Raw genomic sequence first — 20,086 nt, 5'->3', positions numbered from 1 at the left:
CTGGGGGATACTTCAATGACAGCTTTTCTGATCGCCAACATGGCGCCGATCATGTTCGGCTCGCTGGTCGTGATGCTGCTGCTCGGCTATCCGGCAGCCTTCTCGCTCGGCGCCGTCGGCCTGTTCTACGCCCTCGTCGGTATCGAGCTCGGCGAATTCCGGCCGGACTTCCTGCAGGCGCTACCGGAACGCGTCTACGGCGTGATGAACAACGACACGCTGCTGGCGATTCCGTTCTTCACCTTCATGGGCCTGGTGCTGGAAAGATCCGGCATGGCCGAGGACCTGTTGGATACCATCGGCCAGCTGTTCGGCACCATCCGTGGCGGCCTTGCTTATGCGGTCGTGTTCGTCGGCGCGCTGCTCGCGGCCACCACCGGCGTGGTCGCCGCCTCGGTGATCTCGATGGGCTTGATCTCGCTGCCGATCATGCTGCGCTACGGCTACGACCGCCGGCTTGCCTCGGGCATCATCGCCGCCTCCGGCACGCTCGCGCAGATCATCCCGCCGTCGCTGGTCCTGATCGTGATGGCCGACCAGCTCGGCAAGTCCGTCGGCGACATGTACGAGGGCGCCTTCATCCCCGGCCTCGTGCTGTCGGCGATCTATGCCGGCTACGCCTTCCTGACCAGCATGATCTTTCCGAAATCGGCGCCCGGCCTGCCGGCCGATGCGATCGGCTTTCGCGAGGACTCGGGCGACCGCGGCCTGAAATCGCTGGGCGTGCTGTTTCTGGCGAGCTGCGTGTTCGGCTGGTTCATGATGCGCGGATCGGAATATCACGGCGCCGACTTCGTCGTGCTGAGCATGTTCTACGGCATCGTGTTTGCCTTCGCCGTCGCAGTCGTGAACTGGGTGCTGGAGCGCACCACCGGATACCGCTTCCTGTCCCGCATGGCGCAGCAGACCACCTTCGTGATGGTGCCGCCGCTGTTCCTGATCTTCCTGGTGCTCGGCACGATCTTCATCGGGCTCGCGACGCCGACCGAAGGCGGCGCGATGGGTGCAGCCGGCGCGATCATCCTCGGCGCGATCAAGCGGCGGCTCAGCTTCGACCTGGTCCGCCAGGCCGTCGAGTCCACCGCAAAACTGTCGGCCTTCGTGGTCTTCATCCTGGTCGGTGCGCGCGTGTTCTCACTGACCTTCTACGGCGTCAACGGCCATGTCTGGGTCGAGCACCTCTTGACTTCCCTACCCGGCGGCCAGATCGGCTTCCTGATCTTCGTCAACGCCTTCGTGTTCGTGCTGGCGTTCTTCCTCGACTTCTTCGAGCTGGCCTTCATCATCATCCCGCTGCTGGGGCCCGCAGCCGAAAAGCTCGGCATCGACCTGATCTGGTTCGGCGTCATCCTCGGCGTCAACATGCAGACCTCGTTCATGCATCCGCCGTTCGGTTTCGCGCTGTTCTATCTGCGCTCGGTGGCGCCGAAGGAGTCCTATCTCGACCGCGTCACCGGCAAGCGGATGGAGCCGGTGACGACCGGCCAGATCTACTGGGGCGCCGTGCCGTTCGTCGTGATTCAGTTGGTCATGGTGATGCTGGTGATCCTGTTCCCCTCGATGGTCATGCACTACAAGGGCGCGGCCTCTACCGTCGATCCGAACTCGATCAAGATCGAGATTCCGCAGATCGATGCGCCGCCGCTCGACTTCGGCCCGCCGCAGATCGATGTCGGACCGCCGAAGCAGTGATGCCTGGGGCGCTCGATCGCTCCCGACAACGAAAAACCCCGGCGCAATGCGCCGGGGTTTTGTTTTGTCGCTGCCTCCTGACGCGATACGGCGCCGGCCTCAGCTCTGCGAGTTGCGCGCCATGAAGGCGTCGTAGCCGATCTCGGCGACCTGGAACCAGGAGTAGCCATTGCCGGAGAAGGCCGACAACGACTCATAGGTCTTCTTGAAGTCGGGGTTGGTGGCCGCGACCTCGCTGTGCAGTTCGCGGGCGGCCTTCAGGCATGCCTGCATGATCTCCGGCGAGAACGCATGCAGCTTGGCACCGGCGGCGAGCAGCCGGCGCAGCGCCGCCGGATTGCTCTGGTCGTACTTCGCCATCATCCAGTTGTTGGCATAATGGCCGGCATGCTCGAGGATCTTCTGATAGTTCTTGGGCAGCGCATTCCAACGATCCTGGTTGACGAAGGAGAGCAGCATCGGCCCGCCTTCCCACCAGCCCGGATAGTAGTAATGCGGCGCGACCTTGACGAAGCCGAGCTTCTCGTCGTCGTACGGACCGACCCACTCGGCCGCATCGATCGTGCCCTTCTCCAGCGCAGGATAGATGTCGCCGCCGGCGATCTGCTGCGGCACCGCGCCAAGCTTCTGCAGCACGCGGCCGGCAAAGCCACCGATGCGGAATTTCAGTCCCTTGAGATCGTTGACGCCGGTGAGCTCCTTGCGGAACCAGCCGCCCATCTGACAACCGGTGTTGCCGGCAAGCAGCGAGACGACATTGTACTTCGTGTAGAACTCGTTGAGGATCTCACGTCCTCCGCCGAGCATGTACCAGGCCTGGTTGATGCGCATGTTCGGCCCGAACGGGACCGACGAGCCGAAGGTGAACGTCGGGTCCTTGCCGAAGTAGTAGTACGACGCGGTGTGGCCAATTTCGACGGTGCCGTTCTGCACGGCGTCGAGGACCTGCAGGCCGGGCACGATTTCGCCGGCCGCGAACGGCTGGATCTGGAATTTGTTGTCGGTGGCTTCGCCGACCACCTTGGCCATGATCTCGGCGCCGCCATACAAGGTGTCGAGCGATTTCGGCCAGCTCGTCGGCATGCGCCATTTCAGCTCCGGCATCGATTGTGCGATGGCCGGCGCTGCGATCGCGGCCGCGCCAGCGGCGCCAAGCCCGGTCACCTTGATGAAGTCTCTCCGCTTCATAGTTCTTCCCTCCCTGGGGGTTATTGTGTTCGTTTCCTGAGCAGCCTTCTTTGTGAGGCTTCAGTTCCAGTGTGGATCAAAGTGCGTCGGAGTGCCATTGCGAAACGTTGCCGCAACGCAAAAGCCCGGCCTCTTGCGAGGCCGGGCTCAAGTCGATCCGCCGATTGAAGCTACGATCAGCCGCGGGTACGCGAGCGGATCATGAAGCTGTCATAGGTGTACTCGGCGACCTGCCACCACAGATACTCATCCGAGCGGTAGGCCTGCATCGCGTCGATGACCTTCTTGAAGTCGGCGTTCTTGGCCGAGATCTCGCCCCACAGCTCGTTGGTCGCCTTGAGACAGGCTTCGAGCACCTCGTTGGTGAACGGACGCAGCTGCGTGCCCCCGGCAACCAGGCGCTTCAGCGCCGCCGGGTTCACCTGGTCGTAGCGCGCGGCCATCCAGGTATTGGCGTTGACCGTCGCGTTGGCGAGGATCGACTGATAGTGCTTCGGCAGCTCGTTATACTTGTCGAGGTTGGCGAAGGCGTGGACGGTCGGACCGCCTTCCCAGAAGCCCGGATAGTAGTAGTACTTGGCAACCTTCTGGAAGCCGAGCTTCTCGTCGTCATACGGACCGACCCACTCGGCCGCGTCGATGGTGCCCTTCTCCAGTGACGGGTAGATGTCGCCACCCGCGAGCTGCTGCGGCACGACGCCGAGCTTCTGCAGCACCTGGCCGGCGATGCCGCCGATGCGGAACTTCAGGCCCGAGAGGTCGGCGACGGTCTTGATCTCCTTGCGGAACCAGCCGCCCATCTGGGTGCCGGTATTGCCGCAGGGGAAGCCGATCACGTTGGCCGACTTCTTGAAGAACTCGTTGGCGAGCTCGTTGCCGCCGCCCTGATACAGCCAGGAGTTCTGCTGCCGGGCGTTGAGGCCGAACGGCACCGACGCGAAGATCGCGAAGGTCGGGTCCTTGCCGACGTAATAATACGACACCGTATGGCACATCTCGACGGTGTTCTTGGAGGTCGCGTCGAGCGCCTGCAGACCCGGAACCAGCTCACCGGCCTGGAAGACCTGGATCTGGAACTTGTTGTCGGTCATCTCGGCGACCTGCTTCGCCAGGTACTCGGCGCCGCCATAGATCGTGTCGAGCGACTTCGGGAAGCTCGAGGTCAACCGCCACTTGATTTCCGGCATCGACTGCGCGATCGCCGGCGAGGCCACCGCAGCCGTCGCCGCGGCACCGGCGGCCGAAACCTTCAGAAAATCACGACGCTTCATATTAAGGCATCTCCTTGTTGGGGGCGTTTCCCGTTGAAAAAGCATTTATCCGCCGATGCGATTGGCCGCACACGGTCGAAGGCGATCCGGGCCGGGCTTTAGCACGGAACCGGTTAAGCGAAAACGCGACGTTGGAATGACAAACGGTCCAATAGTCGCACGCGCTTCGCTGCAGTGCATCAAGCAGCGGCGATGGCGTCCTTGAGCTGATCCCGCACCGACGCGGCGATGGTCCTGTAGATCGCGGCATGCGGACCCTTCGGCTCGCTCTCGACCACCGGGTTGCCGGCGTCCGACGTCGAGCGGATGTCCATGTGCAGCGGGATTTCGCCGAGGAACGGCACGCCGAGCCGCTCGGCCTCGTGGCGCGCGCCGCCATGACCGAAGATGTCGGACCGGGTGCCGCATTGCGGGCACTGGAAGTAGCTCATGTTCTCGATGATGCCGAGCACGGGCACGTTGACCTTGCGGAACATCGCAAGCCCGCGGCGGGCGTCGATCAGCGACAGGTCCTGCGGCGTCGACACGATCACCGCGCCCTTCAGCGGCACGTTCTGCGCCAGCGTCAGCTGGGCATCGCCGGTGCCCGGCGGCATGTCGACGACGAGCACGTCGAGCGTGCCCCACGCGACGTCGCGCAGCATCTGGTTGATCGCCGACATCACCATCGGGCCGCGCCAGATCATCGGGCTGTCCTCGTCGACGAGAAAGCCGATGGACATGATCGACAGGCCGAAGCGCGAAAGCGGAATCATCTTCTTGTCGTCGGTGAGCTTGGGCTTTTCCTGCAGCCCGGTCAGCCGCGGCACCGACGGGCCGTAGATGTCGGCGTCGAGCAGCCCGACCTTGAGGCCGAGATCGCGCAAGCCCAGCGCGAGATTGATCGCGGTGGTCGACTTGCCGACACCGCCCTTGCCCGAGGCCACGGCGATGACGGCCGCGATACCCGGAATCGCGGCCTGCCGGGACATCGGCGAGTCCGCCGGATGCTGGTGCGGACGATGCGCCGAGACCGGCTGCACCCCGCCTTGCCGCGGCGGCGGGGCGGCAGCGCCCGCCTTGCGCTCGGCGGTCAGCGCGATCATCGCCATGGTCACGCCGGGAATGGCGCGCACGGCGGCTTCGGCTTGCGCCCGGGTGTCTTCCCAGGCGCGAGCCTCGCTGGCCTCGACATTGATCGAGAAGAACACCTTGCCGTCATTGGCCGTGATCGGCGACAGCACGCCGGCGTCCGGCAGCGCCACGCCACGTGGCGAGCGGACCCGCTTGAGTGCCTCGATAACCTGCTGCTGCGTCACGCTCACGGCGCGTCTCCTGAAATAGCTCAGAACGCGCCACATCGTCGCGCCCTATCCTGTTGGCCGGACATGATCTTCCGTCGTCTGCGACGGCACCGCTCCGGCCCTGCGTTGCGCCGCTTCATAAAGCCGACCGGCTCAAAACGCCACCATGGTTCCGATGTCGGAGGCGGTCTCCACCGGCGCATCCTCAGCCCGCTCTTTCGCTGCCTCGTAATTGAGCTCGATCATCACGCCGTTGGGGTCGCGCACGAAGATCTGCCACAGCTCCCCGCCCGGCACCTGCCGCGCTTCGAACGGCATGCCCTTCTCGGCGAGCCGGGCCTTCATGCCGGCGAAGCCGCGGCTGACGAAGGCGACATGGTGGACGACGCCGGAGTCCGGCTTCTGTGCCTCGGAGGTCGGCGAGATGTCGACCAGATGCACCACCGGGCGGCCCTCGCTGTACATCCAGGCGCCGGGAAAGGCGAAGTCCGGACGGGCGCCGTTCTCGAGCCCGAGCACGTCTTCATAGAAGCGCACGGTCTCGGCGAGGTTGCGGGTCCGGATGTTGAAATGATCGAGCACGCCGACGCTGACGCCCATGCGAGACACTCCCTGGCTGGTTCGTTGGTTGACTGGATTTCGTTGCCGGATGGCGGCTTTGCAAGCCGTCATGATGATGCCTCTTTAGCACGCGGCGGCGCTTTCGCATCCGTCACGAAGCCGTTGCCCCCGCCTCGCAAGCCGGTATGGTGCGGCGTCCAGCACCGCCGCGACCGCGCCGGGTGCTGATGTGTTCCTTTCAAGAACAGCCCGGCCCTCTCAAGGCCGCCGGCAGAACCCCAAGGTCAAGGTAGCTCATATGGCTAAAGTCGCTTTCATCGGTCTCGGCGTCATGGGTTTCCCCATGGCAGGACACCTCGTGAAGAAGGGCGGTCACGAGGTCACGGTCTACAACCGCACCGCGGCCAAGGCGAAGGAATGGGCCGACAGGTTCGGCGGCAAGGCAGCACCGACGCCGAAGCAGGCCGCCGAAGGCCAGGAGTTCGTGATGTGCTGCGTCGGCAATGATAACGACCTGCGCTCGGTCACGATCGGCCCGGACGGCGCCTTCGCCGGCATGGCCAAGGGCGCGACCTTCGTCGACCACACCACCGCCTCGGCTGAAGTGGCACGTGAGCTCGACGCCGCAGCCACCAAGGCCGGCTTCAAATTCATCGATGCGCCGGTGTCCGGCGGCCAGGCCGGCGCCGAGAACGGCGTGCTGACGGTGATGTGCGGCGGCACCGCCGACGCCTATGCCGGCGCCGAGCCGGTGATCGCGGCCTATGCCCGGATGTGCAAGCTGCTCGGGCCGGCGGGCTCCGGCCAGCTGACCAAGATGGTCAACCAGATCTGCATCGCCGGCCTCGTGCAGGGCCTGTCCGAGGGTATCCATTTCGCGAAGAAGTCCGGCCTCGACGTTCCCGCTGTCATCGAGACCATCTCCAAGGGCGCCGCGCAGTCGTGGCAGATGGAGAACCGCTACAAGACCATGAACGATGGCAAATATGACTTTGGTTTTGCGGTGGAATGGATGCGCAAGGACCTGTCGATCTGCCTCAGCGAAGCGCGCCGCAACGGCGCCCATCTGCCGGTGACCGCGCTGGTCGACCAGTTCTATTCCGAGGTCGAGAAGCTCGGCGGCAAGCGCTGGGACACGTCGAGCCTGCTGGCCCGTCTGGAGAAGTAGTCCCGGGGCTTGTCGACACCATCAAGCGGCCGCCCTCGGTTCGACGGGCGGCCGTTTTGCATTGGACTCGGTATGCGAGCCGGACCCGCCCTGTCGTCGACGCCAGATGCTCTGAATGGCATCGGAACGCTCCATTGCGCCCCCTGCGACTCGCTGATACCCGTTGCAATCGCTAATCGTTCGCATGTGTTGCCAGATCGAGACGCCCTTCAGCCGGAATCGCCCGTTTGAAATGTTATAACATTTCATTTCCGGAGGTTTAAGCTAACTCTCGTCCGGGCATCGTGAACGTTACGGGCGCAGGCGCCGGCTCAGTCCGGACCTGCGGTGGGGATCAGAATGAGCGTGCGGACGATCTGGGGGTCGATATCGTTGGCGGGACTTGTGGCCGGGTGGTCAGCCGGCCACATGGCTCACGCGCAGCAAACGGCAAGCCCCGCCGTAACACCGGCGGCCAACACGTTGCTTCCGGATGTAACGGTCGACGCGCCGCGGCAGCGGCCAGTGTCCGACCGGACGCAATCGCGCGGCCGAACGGCGGACCGGACCACCCGTCCCGTCCAGCAACGCGGGACCGCGCCAGCGCAGGCAGCGCCATCCGTTCCCTCACAGGCCACCAACGCGACCGCGACCCCGCTCAACGGCAACGCCATCCCGGCAGCCGGCAGCCGGCTCGGCCTGGCCGCGCGCGAGGTGCCGGCGACGGTCGAGGTGATCGGCGCCGAGACGCTGCGCGAGCAGGGCTACTACACGACCGTCGACGCGGTGAAAGGTGCCACCGGCGTCAGCGCCGGCGATGCGCCGAACGACGTCGGCTTTGCGATGCGCGGCTTCCAGGGCAACCAGGTCAACGTCCTCTATAACGGCATCAACATCGGGCCGACCGGATTCAGCGCGCTGACGATGGAGACCTTCAACCTCGACCGCGTCGAGTTTCTCAAGGGCCCCTCCTCGCTGATCTCAGGCCAGGGGGCGGTCGGCGGCACCATCAATTTCGTCACCAAGACCCCGCACAGCGGCCCGGTCGAGAGCGAGGCCTTCGTCGGCTTCGACCAGCGCGGCACATTCCGCAGCGGCTTCGGCTCCGGCGGCAGCACGACGGTCAAGGGCCTGGACTATCGTTTCGACATCAGCCGGACCAAGGAGGTCGGCTTCATCGACGACACCGAGTTCAAGAATGTCCATGTCTCCGGCCAGCTCGACTACCGGCTGTCCGAGAGCTTCAAGACCTTCTTTGCCGCCGAGTTCAAGGACTACAAGGCCAAGCCCTATGAGGGCACGCCGCTGGTGCCGGTGGCCTATAGCGGCGCGAACGCAACCAGCGGCATCGTCTCGGGCTCCAAGATCTCCGCCTACAACGGCAGCGATCTCGGCGCCGTCACGATCGACGGCCGCACGCTGTCGACCAACTACAACGTGGTCGACGGCCACAAGACCATCAAGGAATCCTGGGTCCGCAGCGGCTTCGAATGGGACCTGAACAACGCAGTCACGCTGCGGAGCCAGATCTACAACTACAATGCCAGCCGCGACTGGTACAATAACGAGGTCTCGGCCTTCAACGCGAACACCAATCTGGTCGATCGCGAGCGCTTCTTCGTCCATCACAACCACAACATGGTCGGCAACATCACCGACGTGATATGGAACGGCAGCATCTTCGGTCTCGCCAACCGGCTCGTCACCTCGGTCGAGAGCTCGCATACCGACTTCACGCGACCCGGCGCGGCCAATTTTCCCGGCGATTCAGTCCCGCTGATCGGCTTCGATCGCGGCACCTATGGTAAGCTGAGGACACAGCTTCAGACCGCCACGATCGACAGCGTCGCGCTCAATCTCGAAGACCGCTTGAGGCTGACCAACAGCTTCGCGCTGGTCGGAGGGCTGCGCTACAACCCGTTCACGCTCGACCGCAATTGGATCCGCAATGGCGCCGAGCGGCCCGGCTTCCCCTATTCCAAGAGCTGGCAACCGGTCACGGGACGCATCGGCTATACCTGGGAGGCGCTGCCGGGCACGATGTTCTACAGCCAATATGCGACGGCAACCGACATCTCGGCCGACAGCATCTTCATCCTCACTCCGACGCAAAACCTGACGCTGTCGGATTCGCGCAGCTACGAGACCGGCGTCAAGCAGCTCGCATGGAACGGCCGCGCGGAATGGACCTTCTCGGCCTTCGACATCGAGCGCAACAACGTCTACAGCGCCCAGGCCGGCCAGCAGCTCAACCTTGCCGGCAAGGTCAAATCGCAAGGCATCGAGCTGTCGGCTGCGGTGCGGCCGACGCCGGAGAGCAGGCTCTGGGGCAATTTCGCCTATGTCCGCGCCCGCTATGCCGATTATGATCTCGCCGGCGGCGGCTCGTTCTCGGGCAACACGCCGCCCAACATCCCCGCCGTCATCGTCAATGGCGGCGGCTCCTACCGCTTCCTCAATCCCGGCTGGTGGCCGGTCGAGCTCGGTTTCTCCGTCCGCCACGTGGGCGACCGCTGGAGCACCGATGCCAACACGGTGAAACTGCTCGCCTACACCACGGCCGACCTGTTCGCCTTCATCGACCTGCCGAAGGTGCCGCTGTTCGCCACCGCGACCAGCACGCGGCTCGCCTTCCGGGTCCGCAACGTCACCGACCGGCGCTACGCGGCCTGGAGCGATCCGTTCTATCCCGACCAGATCTTCCTCGGCGCGCCCCGCACCTACGAGGTCGAAGCCTCGTTCAAGTTCTGATGGCCGCATGATCCGGGCGCTGATCCTCACGCACCGCTGGCTGAGCATCCCGCTCGGTCCGCTGCTCGTGCTGTGGTTCGCGACTGGGATCGTGATGCACTACGTGCCATTCCCGGCGCAGACCGAGAGCGAGCGCTTCGCCGCGCTGCCCGTGCTCGACGTCGCCATGTCGCTGCACGGTCCCGCGGAGGCCCTCGCCAAGGCTGGAATCGACCATCCAGACCGCGTCCGCCTGGTGCAGCGCATGGATGGCCCGGTCTATGTCATCTCGACCGCCGGCCGCAGCACGGCCATTCATGCCGACACGCTGGCCACAGCCGAGGTGAGCGCCCCCGACATCGCCCTGTCGATCGCACGCGCAGCAGCGCAGCGGCGCGGGCTCGAAGCCGACGGCGCCGCCGTTGCAGCTCTGGACGACTACGACCAATGGACGGTGCCGAACCGGTTCGACGTGCATCGTCCGTTGCACCGGATCGCGCTCAACGATCCCGGTGGCACCGAGCTCTATGTCTCCTCGCGCACCGGCGAGGTCGTGCTCGACACGACTCGGTTCGAACGCGCCTGGAACTACGTCGGCAGCGTCGTTCATTGGATCTATCCGACCATCCTGCGCAAGGACTGGGCGGCCTGGAACGCTGTCGTGTGGTGGCTGTCGCTCGCGGCGGTCGTCGCCGCCGTGAGCGGCGCCCTGCTCGGCCCGATGCGGCTGAGATATCATGAGGCGCGGCTGTGCTCGCGCTACCGCGGCTGGCACCTGTGGCATCATTGGGGCGGCCTGATCTGCATGCAGTTCGTGCTGACGTGGATGGTCAGCGGCTGGCTGTCGATGGACCATGGCAGGCTGTTTGCGACCGGCCGTCTGACGCCGTTCGAGCAAGCCATTCTCGTCGGCGCGCCGGATTGGACCGACGCGACCGCGGGCGCGCTCGCGGCGGTGCATGGCGGGGTCCGCGAGATCGAGTGGTTCGCCTTCGGCGGCCGCCTCTATCAGCGCATCCGGCGCGCGCCGAGTCAGCAGCAGATTTCGCTGCTGGACGGCGCATCGGCACGCATCGTCGGCCGCTTCCTGCAGCCGGCCGACGTCAATGCCGCGGCGTCCCGCCTGCGCGGCGACTGCGCGCGCTCGTCCGAAGTCGAGCCGGGCGACGACTATCCGTTTGTTTCCGATGTGCCGGGCGCGCCGGTCCATCGCGTGATCTGCGGCGACACCTGGTATCAGGTCGACGCCGCCTCCGGCGCGGTGCTCGAGAAGCTCGACCCATCCCGGCGCGCCTATCGGTGGCTCTATCAGGCGCTGCACACGCTCGACTTTCCGGCCCTGCTTGCGCAGGCGGCGCTGCGTACGTTTCTCATCGTCGGCCTCTGCGCGATCGGCCTCGTCTTCAGCATCACGGGCGTGGTGATCGGCTGGCGCCGCCTGCGCATGCAGCTCCGCTGAGCCTCGCCACAATGGTTAATTTAACGCGCGGTTAACGCAAATTTTTCGTTGTCTATAATCCGTCTTAAGGATTTGGGCCCAGTTATAGACAATGCAGAAAGCAGCCCGTACCTCGCGGGCAGGATTTGTGTTGTTTGATGAGTAAACCCGCTGAAAAGCCTGAGGTCGTCGAGCTTCCGGCAGATCCGCCGGCGCTTGCACCAGCAAGCCAGCGCCGGGCCGCGCAGCAGCGGGTGCGCGAGGCGCGCGACCGGTTAACGTCGACATCGGGAACGCGTCCGGCCTTCGACCGCGAGCTGCTGCGCCAATACGCGCAGACCCGCATCTCCGCCTCCTACATCGTCGTGCTGCTGGTGGTGGCAACCGGCCTGATGCTCAGCGTGTGGCTGCATACGATCGCGGCCGGCGCCTGGACGCTCGGCGTGCTCTGCATTCATGCGGCGATCGTGCGCAACTGCTCGAACTTCCTCGCCGACCAGCCGTCGCTGGCGGCGACGCGGCGTTGGCGCACGCGCTTCGTGCTGCTCGACCTGCTCTACGGCGTGTGCTGGATGGCGATCCTGATCCATCCGGCGCTCGCGGCGGTGTCGGGCACGCTGATGATGTTCCTGATGCTGCTGGTGATCGCGGTCTCCAGCATGCTCGCCGCCAACCTGCCGATCGCAGCCGTCGCCGTCACCGCGCCGGTGACGGTCGCGATCACGCTGAGCCTCGCGCTGTCGGGCACGTTCGACAACTACCTGCTCGCCGGGTTCGCCGTCGCGGCCGAAGGCTATTTCGTGCTGCTCGCCCATCAGCTGCACGCGACGACGCTCGCCACGCTCGAAGCACGCGCCGAGAAGGACGCCCTGATCGGCGAGCTCGAGCAGGCGAAGGCGATCTCCGACGAGGCGCGCTACCGTGCGGAGGCCGCCAACGTCGCGAAGTCGCGATTCCTCGCGCAGATGAGCCACGAGCTGCGAACGCCGCTGAACGCCATCCTCGGCTTTTCCGAGGTGATGAAGAGCGAGATCTTCGGCGTGCATGCGGTGCCGGTCTACAAGGAATATTCGGCCGACATCCACAATTCGGGCGTCCACCTGCTCAACCTCATCAACGAGATCCTCGATCTCTCGCGCATCGAGGCCGGCCGCTACGAGCTGAACGAGGAAGCCGTGGCGCTGGTGCACGTGATCGCCGACTGCCACCATTTGCTGAAGCTGCGCGCCACGAGCCGCGGCATCACCATTCGCGAGGTGTTCGAGCAGAAGATGCCGCGGCTGTGGGCCGACGAGCGCGCGATCCGGCAGGTGGTGCTCAACCTGCTGTCCAACGCCATCAAGTTCACGCCGCAGGGCGGCGACATCTGGCTGAAGGCCGGCTGGACGGCCTCGGGCGGACAATATCTCAGCGTCAAGGACACCGGCTCGGGCATCCCCGAGAACGAGATTCCGATCGTGCTCGCCTCATTCGGCCAGGGCTCCAACTCGATCAAGTCGGCCGAACAGGGCGCAGGATTAGGTCTGCCCATCGCCAAGAACCTGATCGAGATGCATGGCGGCACGTTCACGCTGAAATCGAAGGTCCGCATCGGCACCGAGGTGATCGTCACCTTCCCGCCGGAGCGGGTGATGTCGGCGCTCGCTCCGCTGTCGGACGAGGCACCGCCATTGCAGCCGGAACACGCGATCGCCCCCGCTCAGGAGAAGCGTCGGGTCCGCAAGCCGATCATGAATGCCGGAACGGGACTGTGAGATGATTGCACTTGCACGACAGTGGCAGAACCTTTCAAACTCGCGCCATGAGCCAGGAGACGCCCTGCATCGCCGTCTGCATGATCGACCCGAAGACGAAGCTCTGCTTCGGCTGCGGACGCACGCTGCCGGAGATCGCCCGCTGGGGCCGCATGTCGACCGACGAGCGGCTGGCGCTGATGGACGGGCTGCCGTCCCGCATGCACGACGCCGGCCTGCCCGCGCTGGCGCGTCGGCGCGACTGAGCGCCTCGGTGCCGACGGGAGGCGCGGCATGAACAAGGTCGTGCTCGTTTTCGTCACCATGGTGCTCACCGCGGGCGCCGTGATCGTCTACAAGGACCCCGAGCAGGCAGCGCTCGCAAGCGACACCGTGTCGGAGGTTCTGCGCAGCCGCGCGCTCCGCGCCAAGGCGAGCCCTCCGACCAACGCGGTCGAGATCGAGCGCACCAGAGGCGGCGAGTTCGCATTGCGCGCCAAGATCAACGGCGTCACCGCGCCGATGGTGGTCGACACCGGCGCCACATCGGTGGTGCTGACCTACGAGACCGCCAAGGCCGCAGGCCTGCCGCTCGAACTGCTCGCCTACGACGTCGACGTCGAAACTGCCGGTGGCCATACCAAGGCGGCGCGGCTGACGTTGGACCGGCTCGCGATCGGCAAGCTGGTGGAGCGCTCGGTGCCGGCGCTGGTGGTGCCGCACGGCCAGATGAAGACCAACCTGCTCGGCATGAGCTTCCTCGACCGGCTGGAGCGCTGGGAAGTGCGCTCCGACCGGCTGATGCTGCACGGCTTTCCCGACCGCAGCTGAGGAGCTGGGCCTCGTCGCAGCCAGCAGAGAGATCGCGCGCCAGGCCGTCGCCGAACTGCCGCTGGCCTGAGCCGCTCAGGCCAGCGCAGCAACCGCTGGGCGCTCCTCGACCATCGCGACCGCCTCGCGCAGTACCTCGATGCCGGCGTCTGGCTTGACGCCACGCTCGGCGAGATGGCGGCGGAATGCGCGTGCGCCGGGCACCGCGTGATAGGCGCCGACGAGATGCCGCGTGATCGCGTGCAGCCGCGCGCCCTGCCCGAGCTGGCGCACGATGTAGGGCTCGAGCGCCGCCAACGCATCCTTCATGGTCCGATGCGGCGCGACCTCGCCGAACAGGACGGGATCGACATCGAGCAGCCGCCACGGCTCCTGATAGGCCGCTCGCCCAAGCATCACGCCATCGACATGCGCGAGATGACCTTGCGCAGCTTCGATGCTGCCGATGCCGCCATTGATGATGACGGGCACGTGCGGCAGCCTCGCCTTCAACCGGTACACCCTGTCGTAGTCGAGCGGCGGAACGTCACGGTTCTCCTTTGGCGACAAGCCGTTCAGCCACGCCTTGCGCGCGTGCACGATCAACGCGTCGGCGCCGCTATCGACGACCGCGTCCGCCAGCGCATCGAGCGCGACCTCCGGATCCTGATCGTCGATGCCGATGCGGCACTTCACGGTGACGGGAATGCGAACGGCGTGCTTCATCGCGGCGACGCAGGCGGCCACGAGCGCGGGCTCGGCCATCAAACAGGCGCCGAAGCGGCCGTCCTTCACCCGGTCCGACGGACAGCCGACATTGAGGTTGATCTCATCGTAGCCGAAATCCTCGCCGATCCTGGCCGACGTCGCGAGATCGCCGGGGTCGGAGCCGCCGAGCTGCAGCGCCACCGGATGCTCGCTGGCATCGAAGCCGAGCAGCCGCTGCCGGTCGCCATGAATGACGGCGCCGGTCGTGACCATCTCGGTATAGAGCAACGCCCGGCGCGACAGCAGCCGATGGAACACCCGGCAGTGCCGATCGGTCCAGTCCATCATGGGGGCGACGGAGAAACGCCAAGCGTTTGATTTTGCAATTTTATTTGAGATATCAGTCATTCAGAAGTCGCGCCGGAAGCATCCCATCAGCGTCCATTTACGCCGATTTCCGCTGATTTCGACCCATTTTTGGTCTCCCGGTAAAACAATGTTGTACCGGAGATCGATCAGGCAGCCGTCGATTGGTGCCGCTGCGGGAGATCCATTGCCGCCCAGCAGAGCGTGGATCTCGCCGGAACGAATCCGCAGGTTGGCGCCGCGCAGGACGTGGGTGCACCGAAGCTCTTTTCGATGTCCTGGGCCTCGAGCTCGCGACTGGCATCTCGGTCCTCACGTTTTCAGCCGACCCGGGGGGTCAGAGAAGGCCGATCGACAGCCACGGCACGAAGGCAACCAGCAGCAGGCCGAGCACGAGCGCGCCGAGATAGGGCCAGATGCGGGTCAGTCCGGCGTTGGGATGGATCTGTCCGATCGAGCACGCCGCGTAGTACCCAAGGCCGAAGGGCGGCGCGAACAGGCCGATGCCCATCGCGAGGATGATCACCATCGCGTAGTGCACCTCGTGCACGCCGAGCAGCTTGGCCGCCGGAAACAGCAGCGGGCCGAACAGCACCATGGCCGGCAGGCCTTCGAGGATGCTGCCGAGCAGGATGAACACGGCGATCGAGATCAGCAGGAAGCCGTATTTGCCACCGGGCACCGAAACCATCATCGCCGCGAGCGCATGCGAGAAGTTCGACTGCGTCAGCGCCCAGGCCATCGCGGTGGCCGCACCGATGATGAACAGGATCGCCCCCGACAAAGCGGCAGTATGCACCAGCGCCGGATAGAGCCTGCGCCAGTCGAAGCGGCGATAGACGAGCAGTCCGACCAGGATCGTGTAGGCGATGCCGACGGTCGAGACTTCGGTCGCGGTGGCGACGCCCTCGGTGACCGCGGTGCGGATCAGCACCGGCAGCAGCAGTGCCGGCAGCGCCGTGATGAGCGCCGAGCGAATGGTGGCCCAGGTCGGCCGCGGTCGGATCACGCCCTCCGGCTCGACCATGCGGCGCTTGGCGACCACCGCCAGCGCGGCGGCCAGCACCAGGCCGGGCAGGATGCCGCCGGTGAACAAGGCCGAAATCGAGACGCCGGCGACGGAGCCGATAATGATCAGCACGATCGAGGGCGGAATGGTCTCGGCCATCGCGCCCGAGGCTGCGAGCAGCGACAACAGCTCGCCGTCATGAATGCCGCGGCGCTTCATGTCCGGAAACAGCACCGGCGCGACCGCCGCCATGTCGGCCGTCTTGGCGCCGGAAATGCCCGAGACCAGCAGGATCGCGCCGAGCAGCACGTAGGACAGGCCGCCCCGGACATGGCCAACCAGCGACACCAGGAAGCCGACCATCGCTGCCGCCATGCCGGTCATGACGATGAGATGGCCGAGCAGAATGAACAAGGGAATCGCGAGCAAAACGAGGGATGAGACGCCCTCGTCAATGCGGCTGGTGACGACTTCGAGCGGCGCCGAGGTGACCGTGAGGAGATAAGCCACCGTGGCGAGCCCGAAGCAGAATGCGATCGGGACGCCGGCGAGCACGGCCGCGCCAAGCAGGATCGCGAAGAAGACGATCAGATTCCAGTTGCCGAGCGCCTTGAGCGCCGGCGCCGCGCCCCACAACACGAGCGCCGTGGCCGCCAGGATCACCAGCGTGATCGCGATGTCGCGCGAGCCGTGGCGCGCCATGCGCAGCAGGGCGGTGGCCAGCATGAGGCCGATGCCGACCGGCACCGCGCCGGCCCGCACGCTGTCGGGCAGGCCGAGCGCCGGCGTCTCCGCGAACGCCTGTCCGCTCGCATAGTCGATCGCAGGATGCAGCAGGATCGCCAGGAACAGCGCCGGCGCCATCAGCGCCGCGCTCTCCAGCACCGCGCGGGTGCGCGGTGCGACGCGGTCGATCAGCGCGGTCATCCGCATGTGCTCGCCGCGGCTGAGCGCGAGCACGGCGCCCAGCATCGCGAGCCAGAGAAAGGTGATCGACGCGAGCTCGTCAGCCCAGGTCAGCGGCCGGTTGAAGGCGAAGCGCGCCGTCACACCGGTGAAGAGGATTCCGACTTCCGCGACCAGCGCGACGATCGCGGGAATCTCGATCAGCTTCGTCAGCGCCCGCTCGAGGCTTTCGACGACGCCGTGCTTCGTGGAGGCTGCCAGAGACGCGTCGACCGAGTTCATCCGAGCTCTCCCACATTCGACTGCAGGATCTTCCAGGCCTCCTCGCCGAACTTGCCGCGCCAGTCCTTGTAGAAGCTGCTCTTGCCGAGCGCGCCACGGAATGCCTCCTTGTCGACATCCACGAAGGTGAAGCCCTTGGCGGCGAGATCGGCGCGCAGGCTCTGGCTGAGCGCGGCAATGTCGGATCGCTCGTCATCCGCCGACTTGTTGAATTCCTTCGTGACCAGCGTCTGCAGGTCGGACGGCAGTTTGCCGAAGGCAGCGCGGTTGCCAAGAATCCAGTAGGCATCCCAGACGTGGCTGGTCAGCGAGCAGTATTTCTGGACCTCGTAGAGCTTGGCGGTGGCGATGATCGGCAGCGGGTTCTCCTGGCCCTCGACCACCTTGGTCTGCAGCGACGTATAGACCTCATTGAAGTTGATCGGTGTCGGACCGGCACCGAGCGCCTGAAACAGGCTGGTCAGGATCGGCGCCGCCGGCACGCGGATCTTGAAGCTCTTGAGATCGTCCGGCGTCTTGATCTCGCGGGTCGAGGACGTGACCTGGCGAAATCCGTTGTCCCAGGGCTTGGAGAGCGCGATGACGCCGGTCTTCTCGATGTCCTTGCGGATGTGATCACCAAGGCTGCCGTCCATCGCCTTCCAGACCTGGTCGTAGGACGTGAAGGCGAAGCCGGTGTTGACGATGCCGGCGAGCGGCACGCGGGTGGCAAGCACGGAGCTCGCGATGTTGATCGCATCGACGGCGCCGACGCGGACCTGCGAGATCAGATCGGTGTCGGAGCCGAGCTGGTTGGCCGGGTAGAGATTGATATCGAGCCGGCCGCCGCTCGCCTCCTTGATGCGATCGGCCGCCTGCTGCGCCCGCTTGTTGACCGGATGCGACGGATCCTGTCCGGTCGCGAGCTTCATCGTGAACTCCGCTGCCTTGGCGAATCGCCCGGTGAACGGCAGCACCGCAGCCCCCACCATTGCTCCTGCCATGAATCGCCGACGCGTCATTGCCTTGCGCATTCCCGTCCCTCCAGTATGAAATTGTTGTTATGGTCCGGCGCGTCCGCGCGCCGGCGGGTCATGTCAGCGGCTGGTCCGCTATTTGAGCCAGCCCTTGACCTGCTTGACGACTTCCGACAACGAGATGCCGTAGCGATCGTGCAAGGTCGGCAGCGCGCCGGCGTCGAGGAATTCGTCGGGCAAGCCGATCTGCCGGAACGGTACGTGCACGCCTGCGCGCATCAGCACCCCGGCGACCGCCTCCCCCAGTCCGCCGATCACCGTATGGTTCTCGGCGACGACGACGAGACGGCCGGAGCGGCCGGATTCGCGCACGATGGTCTCGGCATCGAGCGGCTTGATCGTCGGCACGTGCAGCACGCCGACGTCGACGCGATCATCGGACAGCGCCTTGGCGGCCTCGAGCGCGCGCATCGTCATCAGCCCGGACGAGATCATCAGCACGTCCCGGCCGTCGCGCAGCAGCTTGGCCTTGCCGAGCTCGAATGTGTAGTCGTACTCGTCGAGCACCAGCGGCACCTGACCGCGCAGCAGCCGCATGTAGACCGGGCCTTGATGGGCGGCCATCGCCGGCACGACCTGCTCGATCTCATGCGCATCGCAGGGGTCGATCACCGTCAAGTTCGGCATCGCGCGCATCAGCGCGAGATCCTCGGCCGCCTGGTGGCTCGGGCCGTAGCCGGAGGTCAGGCCGGGCAGCGCGCAGGCGATCTTCACGTTGCGATCTTCCTCGGCGATGGTCTGGTGGATGAAGTCGTAGGCGCGGCGCGAGGCGAACACGGCATAGGTCGTGGTGAACGGCATGAAGCCTTCGGCCGCCATGCCGGATGCGGCGCCGAATAGCAGCTGCTCGGCCATGCCCATCTGGTAGGTGCGCTCGGGGAATTCCTTCGCGAAGATGTGCAGGTCGGTGTACTTGCCGAGATCGGCGGTCATGCCGACCACCTCCGGCCGGCTGCGCGCCAGCGCGACCAGCGCGTGGCCGAACGGCGCCGGCCTGGTGCGCTGGCCCTCGGAAGCGATCGAGGCGATCATCGCCGAGGTCGTCAGGCGCGGCTTGCTCAGATCCGGTGCGGGTCTCGTCGATTTCATCACGGCCTCCCGGCGTCGAGTGCGGCAATCGCGAGCTGCCACTCGTGCGGCTCGACGCGAATGAAGTGGTTCTTCTCGCGCTGTTCGAGGAAGGGCACGCCCTTGCCCATCAGCGTGTCCGCCACGATCATGCGCGGCTTCGGCGCCGCGTGGGTCTTGGCGGCATCGAAGGCGGCGACCACGGCGTCGAGGTCGTTGCCGTCGACGCGCTGCACGAACCAGCCGAACGCTTCCAGCCGATCCACCAAAGGCTCGAAGCCCATGACCTGGGTCGAAGGGCCATCGGCCTGCTGATTGTTGACGTCGACGATGCCGATGAGGTTGTCGAGCTTGTGGTGGCTGGCGGACGAGATCGCCTCCCACACCGAGCCCTCGTCGAGCTCGCCGTCGGAGAACAGCGTGTAGACGCGAGAGCTCGACGTCTTGCGCTTCAGTCCGAGGCCCATGCCGACGGCGATGCTGAGGCCGAGGCCGAGCGAGCCGCCCGACATCTCCATGCCCGGCGTGTAGGACGCCATGCCGGACATCGGCAACCGGCTGTCGTCGCTGCCATAGGTTTCCAGCTCGGCCTCGGGAACGATGCCGGCCTCGATCAGCGCGGCGTACAGGGCGATCGCATAGTGTCCGTTCGACAGCAGGAAACGGTCGCGCTCCTCCCAGTTGGGATCCTCGGGCCGGTAGCGCATGGCGTGGAAGTAGGCGACTGCCAGCACGTCGGAGATGTCGAGAGCCTGGGCGATGTAGCCCTGCCCTTGCACCTCGCCCATGCGAAGCGCGTTGCGCCGGATGTCGTAGGCGCGCTGCGCCAATGTCGGCGCGTTGGCGAGCCGGCTGGTTGCGGTGTCCATCTCTTGAGA

General features: G+C 65.7%; 16 protein-coding genes. 7 read left to right on the top strand and 9 right to left on the bottom strand.

The window, feature by feature from the left end; all coding sequences use genetic code 11:
- The first annotated feature begins 15 nt into the window (after positions 1-15).
- A complete protein-coding gene (locus ACQR1D_RS18300) occupies positions 16-1,692 on the top strand; it encodes a TRAP transporter large permease (RefSeq protein WP_434893935.1) in 1,677 nt (558 codons plus the stop codon).
- Positions 1,693-1,791: 99 nt separating this feature from the next.
- On the opposite strand, the gene ACQR1D_RS18295 is transcribed toward ACQR1D_RS18300, so the two are convergent.
- The 4 genes from ACQR1D_RS18295 to ACQR1D_RS18280 all read right to left on the bottom strand — a co-directional run bounded on the left by ACQR1D_RS18295 (position 1,792) and on the right by ACQR1D_RS18280 (position 6,034).
- Entirely contained in the window at positions 1,792-2,880 is a 1,089-nt protein-coding gene (locus ACQR1D_RS18295; RefSeq protein WP_316180641.1) for a TRAP transporter substrate-binding protein, read from the bottom strand.
- Positions 2,881-3,056: 176 nt separating this feature from the next.
- Positions 3,057-4,151, bottom strand: coding sequence for a TRAP transporter substrate-binding protein (locus tag ACQR1D_RS18290; RefSeq protein ID WP_315803060.1), 1,095 nt, complete (start codon positions 4,149-4,151; stop codon positions 3,057-3,059).
- Between the two features lie 179 nt (positions 4,152-4,330).
- A complete protein-coding gene (locus tag ACQR1D_RS18285; RefSeq protein WP_316180639.1) occupies positions 4,331-5,455 on the bottom strand; it encodes an Mrp/NBP35 family ATP-binding protein in 1,125 nt (374 codons plus the stop codon).
- A gap of 132 nt (positions 5,456-5,587) precedes the next feature.
- Positions 5,588-6,034, bottom strand: a complete 447-nt coding sequence (locus ACQR1D_RS18280; RefSeq protein WP_315803058.1) for a VOC family protein — start codon at positions 6,032-6,034, stop codon at positions 5,588-5,590.
- Between the two features lie 259 nt (positions 6,035-6,293).
- Here ACQR1D_RS18280 and ACQR1D_RS18275 point away from each other — a divergent pair, with 259 nt between their 5' ends.
- The 6 genes from ACQR1D_RS18275 (at position 6,294) to ACQR1D_RS18250 (ending at position 13,874) form a co-directional block, all read left to right on the top strand.
- Entirely contained in the window at positions 6,294-7,163 is an 870-nt protein-coding gene (locus tag ACQR1D_RS18275; protein ID WP_315803057.1) for an NAD(P)-dependent oxidoreductase, read from the top strand.
- 339 nt (positions 7,164-7,502) lie between these two features.
- Entirely contained in the window at positions 7,503-9,893 is a 2,391-nt protein-coding gene (locus tag ACQR1D_RS18270) for a TonB-dependent receptor domain-containing protein (RefSeq protein ID WP_315803056.1), read from the top strand.
- A 7-nt stretch (positions 9,894-9,900) separates the two neighbouring features.
- Positions 9,901-11,331, top strand: a complete 1,431-nt coding sequence (locus tag ACQR1D_RS18265; protein WP_315803055.1) for a PepSY domain-containing protein — start codon at positions 9,901-9,903, stop codon at positions 11,329-11,331.
- Positions 11,332-11,468: 137 nt separating this feature from the next.
- Positions 11,469-13,064: a sensor histidine kinase gene (locus ACQR1D_RS18260; RefSeq protein ID WP_315803054.1), complete on the top strand. Its 1,596-nt coding sequence runs from the start codon at positions 11,469-11,471 to the stop codon at positions 13,062-13,064.
- 47 nt (positions 13,065-13,111) lie between these two features.
- Positions 13,112-13,309, top strand: a complete 198-nt coding sequence (locus ACQR1D_RS18255) for a DUF1289 domain-containing protein (RefSeq protein WP_315803053.1) — start codon at positions 13,112-13,114, stop codon at positions 13,307-13,309.
- 28 nt (positions 13,310-13,337) lie between these two features.
- Positions 13,338-13,874, top strand: coding sequence for a TIGR02281 family clan AA aspartic protease (locus ACQR1D_RS18250; RefSeq protein WP_315717625.1), 537 nt, complete (start codon positions 13,338-13,340; stop codon positions 13,872-13,874).
- Positions 13,875-13,949: 75 nt separating this feature from the next.
- Here the strand turns inward: ACQR1D_RS18250 and dusA are convergent, their stop codons facing one another.
- From dusA to ACQR1D_RS18225, 5 genes are all read right to left on the bottom strand, one after another.
- Positions 13,950-14,969 carry a tRNA dihydrouridine(20/20a) synthase DusA gene (gene dusA, locus ACQR1D_RS18245; protein WP_434838962.1) on the bottom strand — a complete coding sequence of 340 codons (1,020 nt, stop codon included), beginning with the start codon at positions 14,967-14,969 and terminating at the stop codon, positions 13,950-13,952.
- 295 nt (positions 14,970-15,264) lie between these two features.
- A complete protein-coding gene (locus tag ACQR1D_RS18240; protein ID WP_434838961.1) occupies positions 15,265-17,124 on the bottom strand; it encodes a TRAP transporter large permease in 1,860 nt (619 codons plus the stop codon).
- A complete protein-coding gene (locus ACQR1D_RS18235) occupies positions 17,121-18,137 on the bottom strand; it encodes a TRAP transporter substrate-binding protein (RefSeq protein WP_434889836.1) in 1,017 nt (338 codons plus the stop codon). The genes ACQR1D_RS18240 and ACQR1D_RS18235 overlap by 4 nt, the downstream gene beginning before the upstream one ends.
- Positions 18,138-18,215: 78 nt before the next feature.
- Complete coding sequence (locus ACQR1D_RS18230) at positions 18,216-19,229, bottom strand: transketolase family protein (RefSeq protein WP_434838959.1); 1,014 nt, start codon at positions 19,227-19,229, stop codon at positions 18,216-18,218.
- Positions 19,229-20,077 (bottom strand): transketolase, encoded by an 849-nt coding sequence (locus tag ACQR1D_RS18225; RefSeq protein WP_316216201.1) that lies wholly within the window; start codon positions 20,075-20,077, stop codon positions 19,229-19,231. Before ACQR1D_RS18225 ends, ACQR1D_RS18230 begins: the two co-directional genes overlap by 1 nt.
- Between the last annotated feature and the right edge of the window lie 9 nt (positions 20,078-20,086).

Source organism: Bradyrhizobium sp. HKCCYLRH2047, assembly GCF_051168175.1.
Classification (GTDB): domain Bacteria; phylum Pseudomonadota; class Alphaproteobacteria; order Rhizobiales; family Xanthobacteraceae; genus Bradyrhizobium.
The sequence above is the reverse complement of the archived record's forward strand: the minus strand, read 5'-3'. Positions and strand labels throughout refer to the sequence as shown.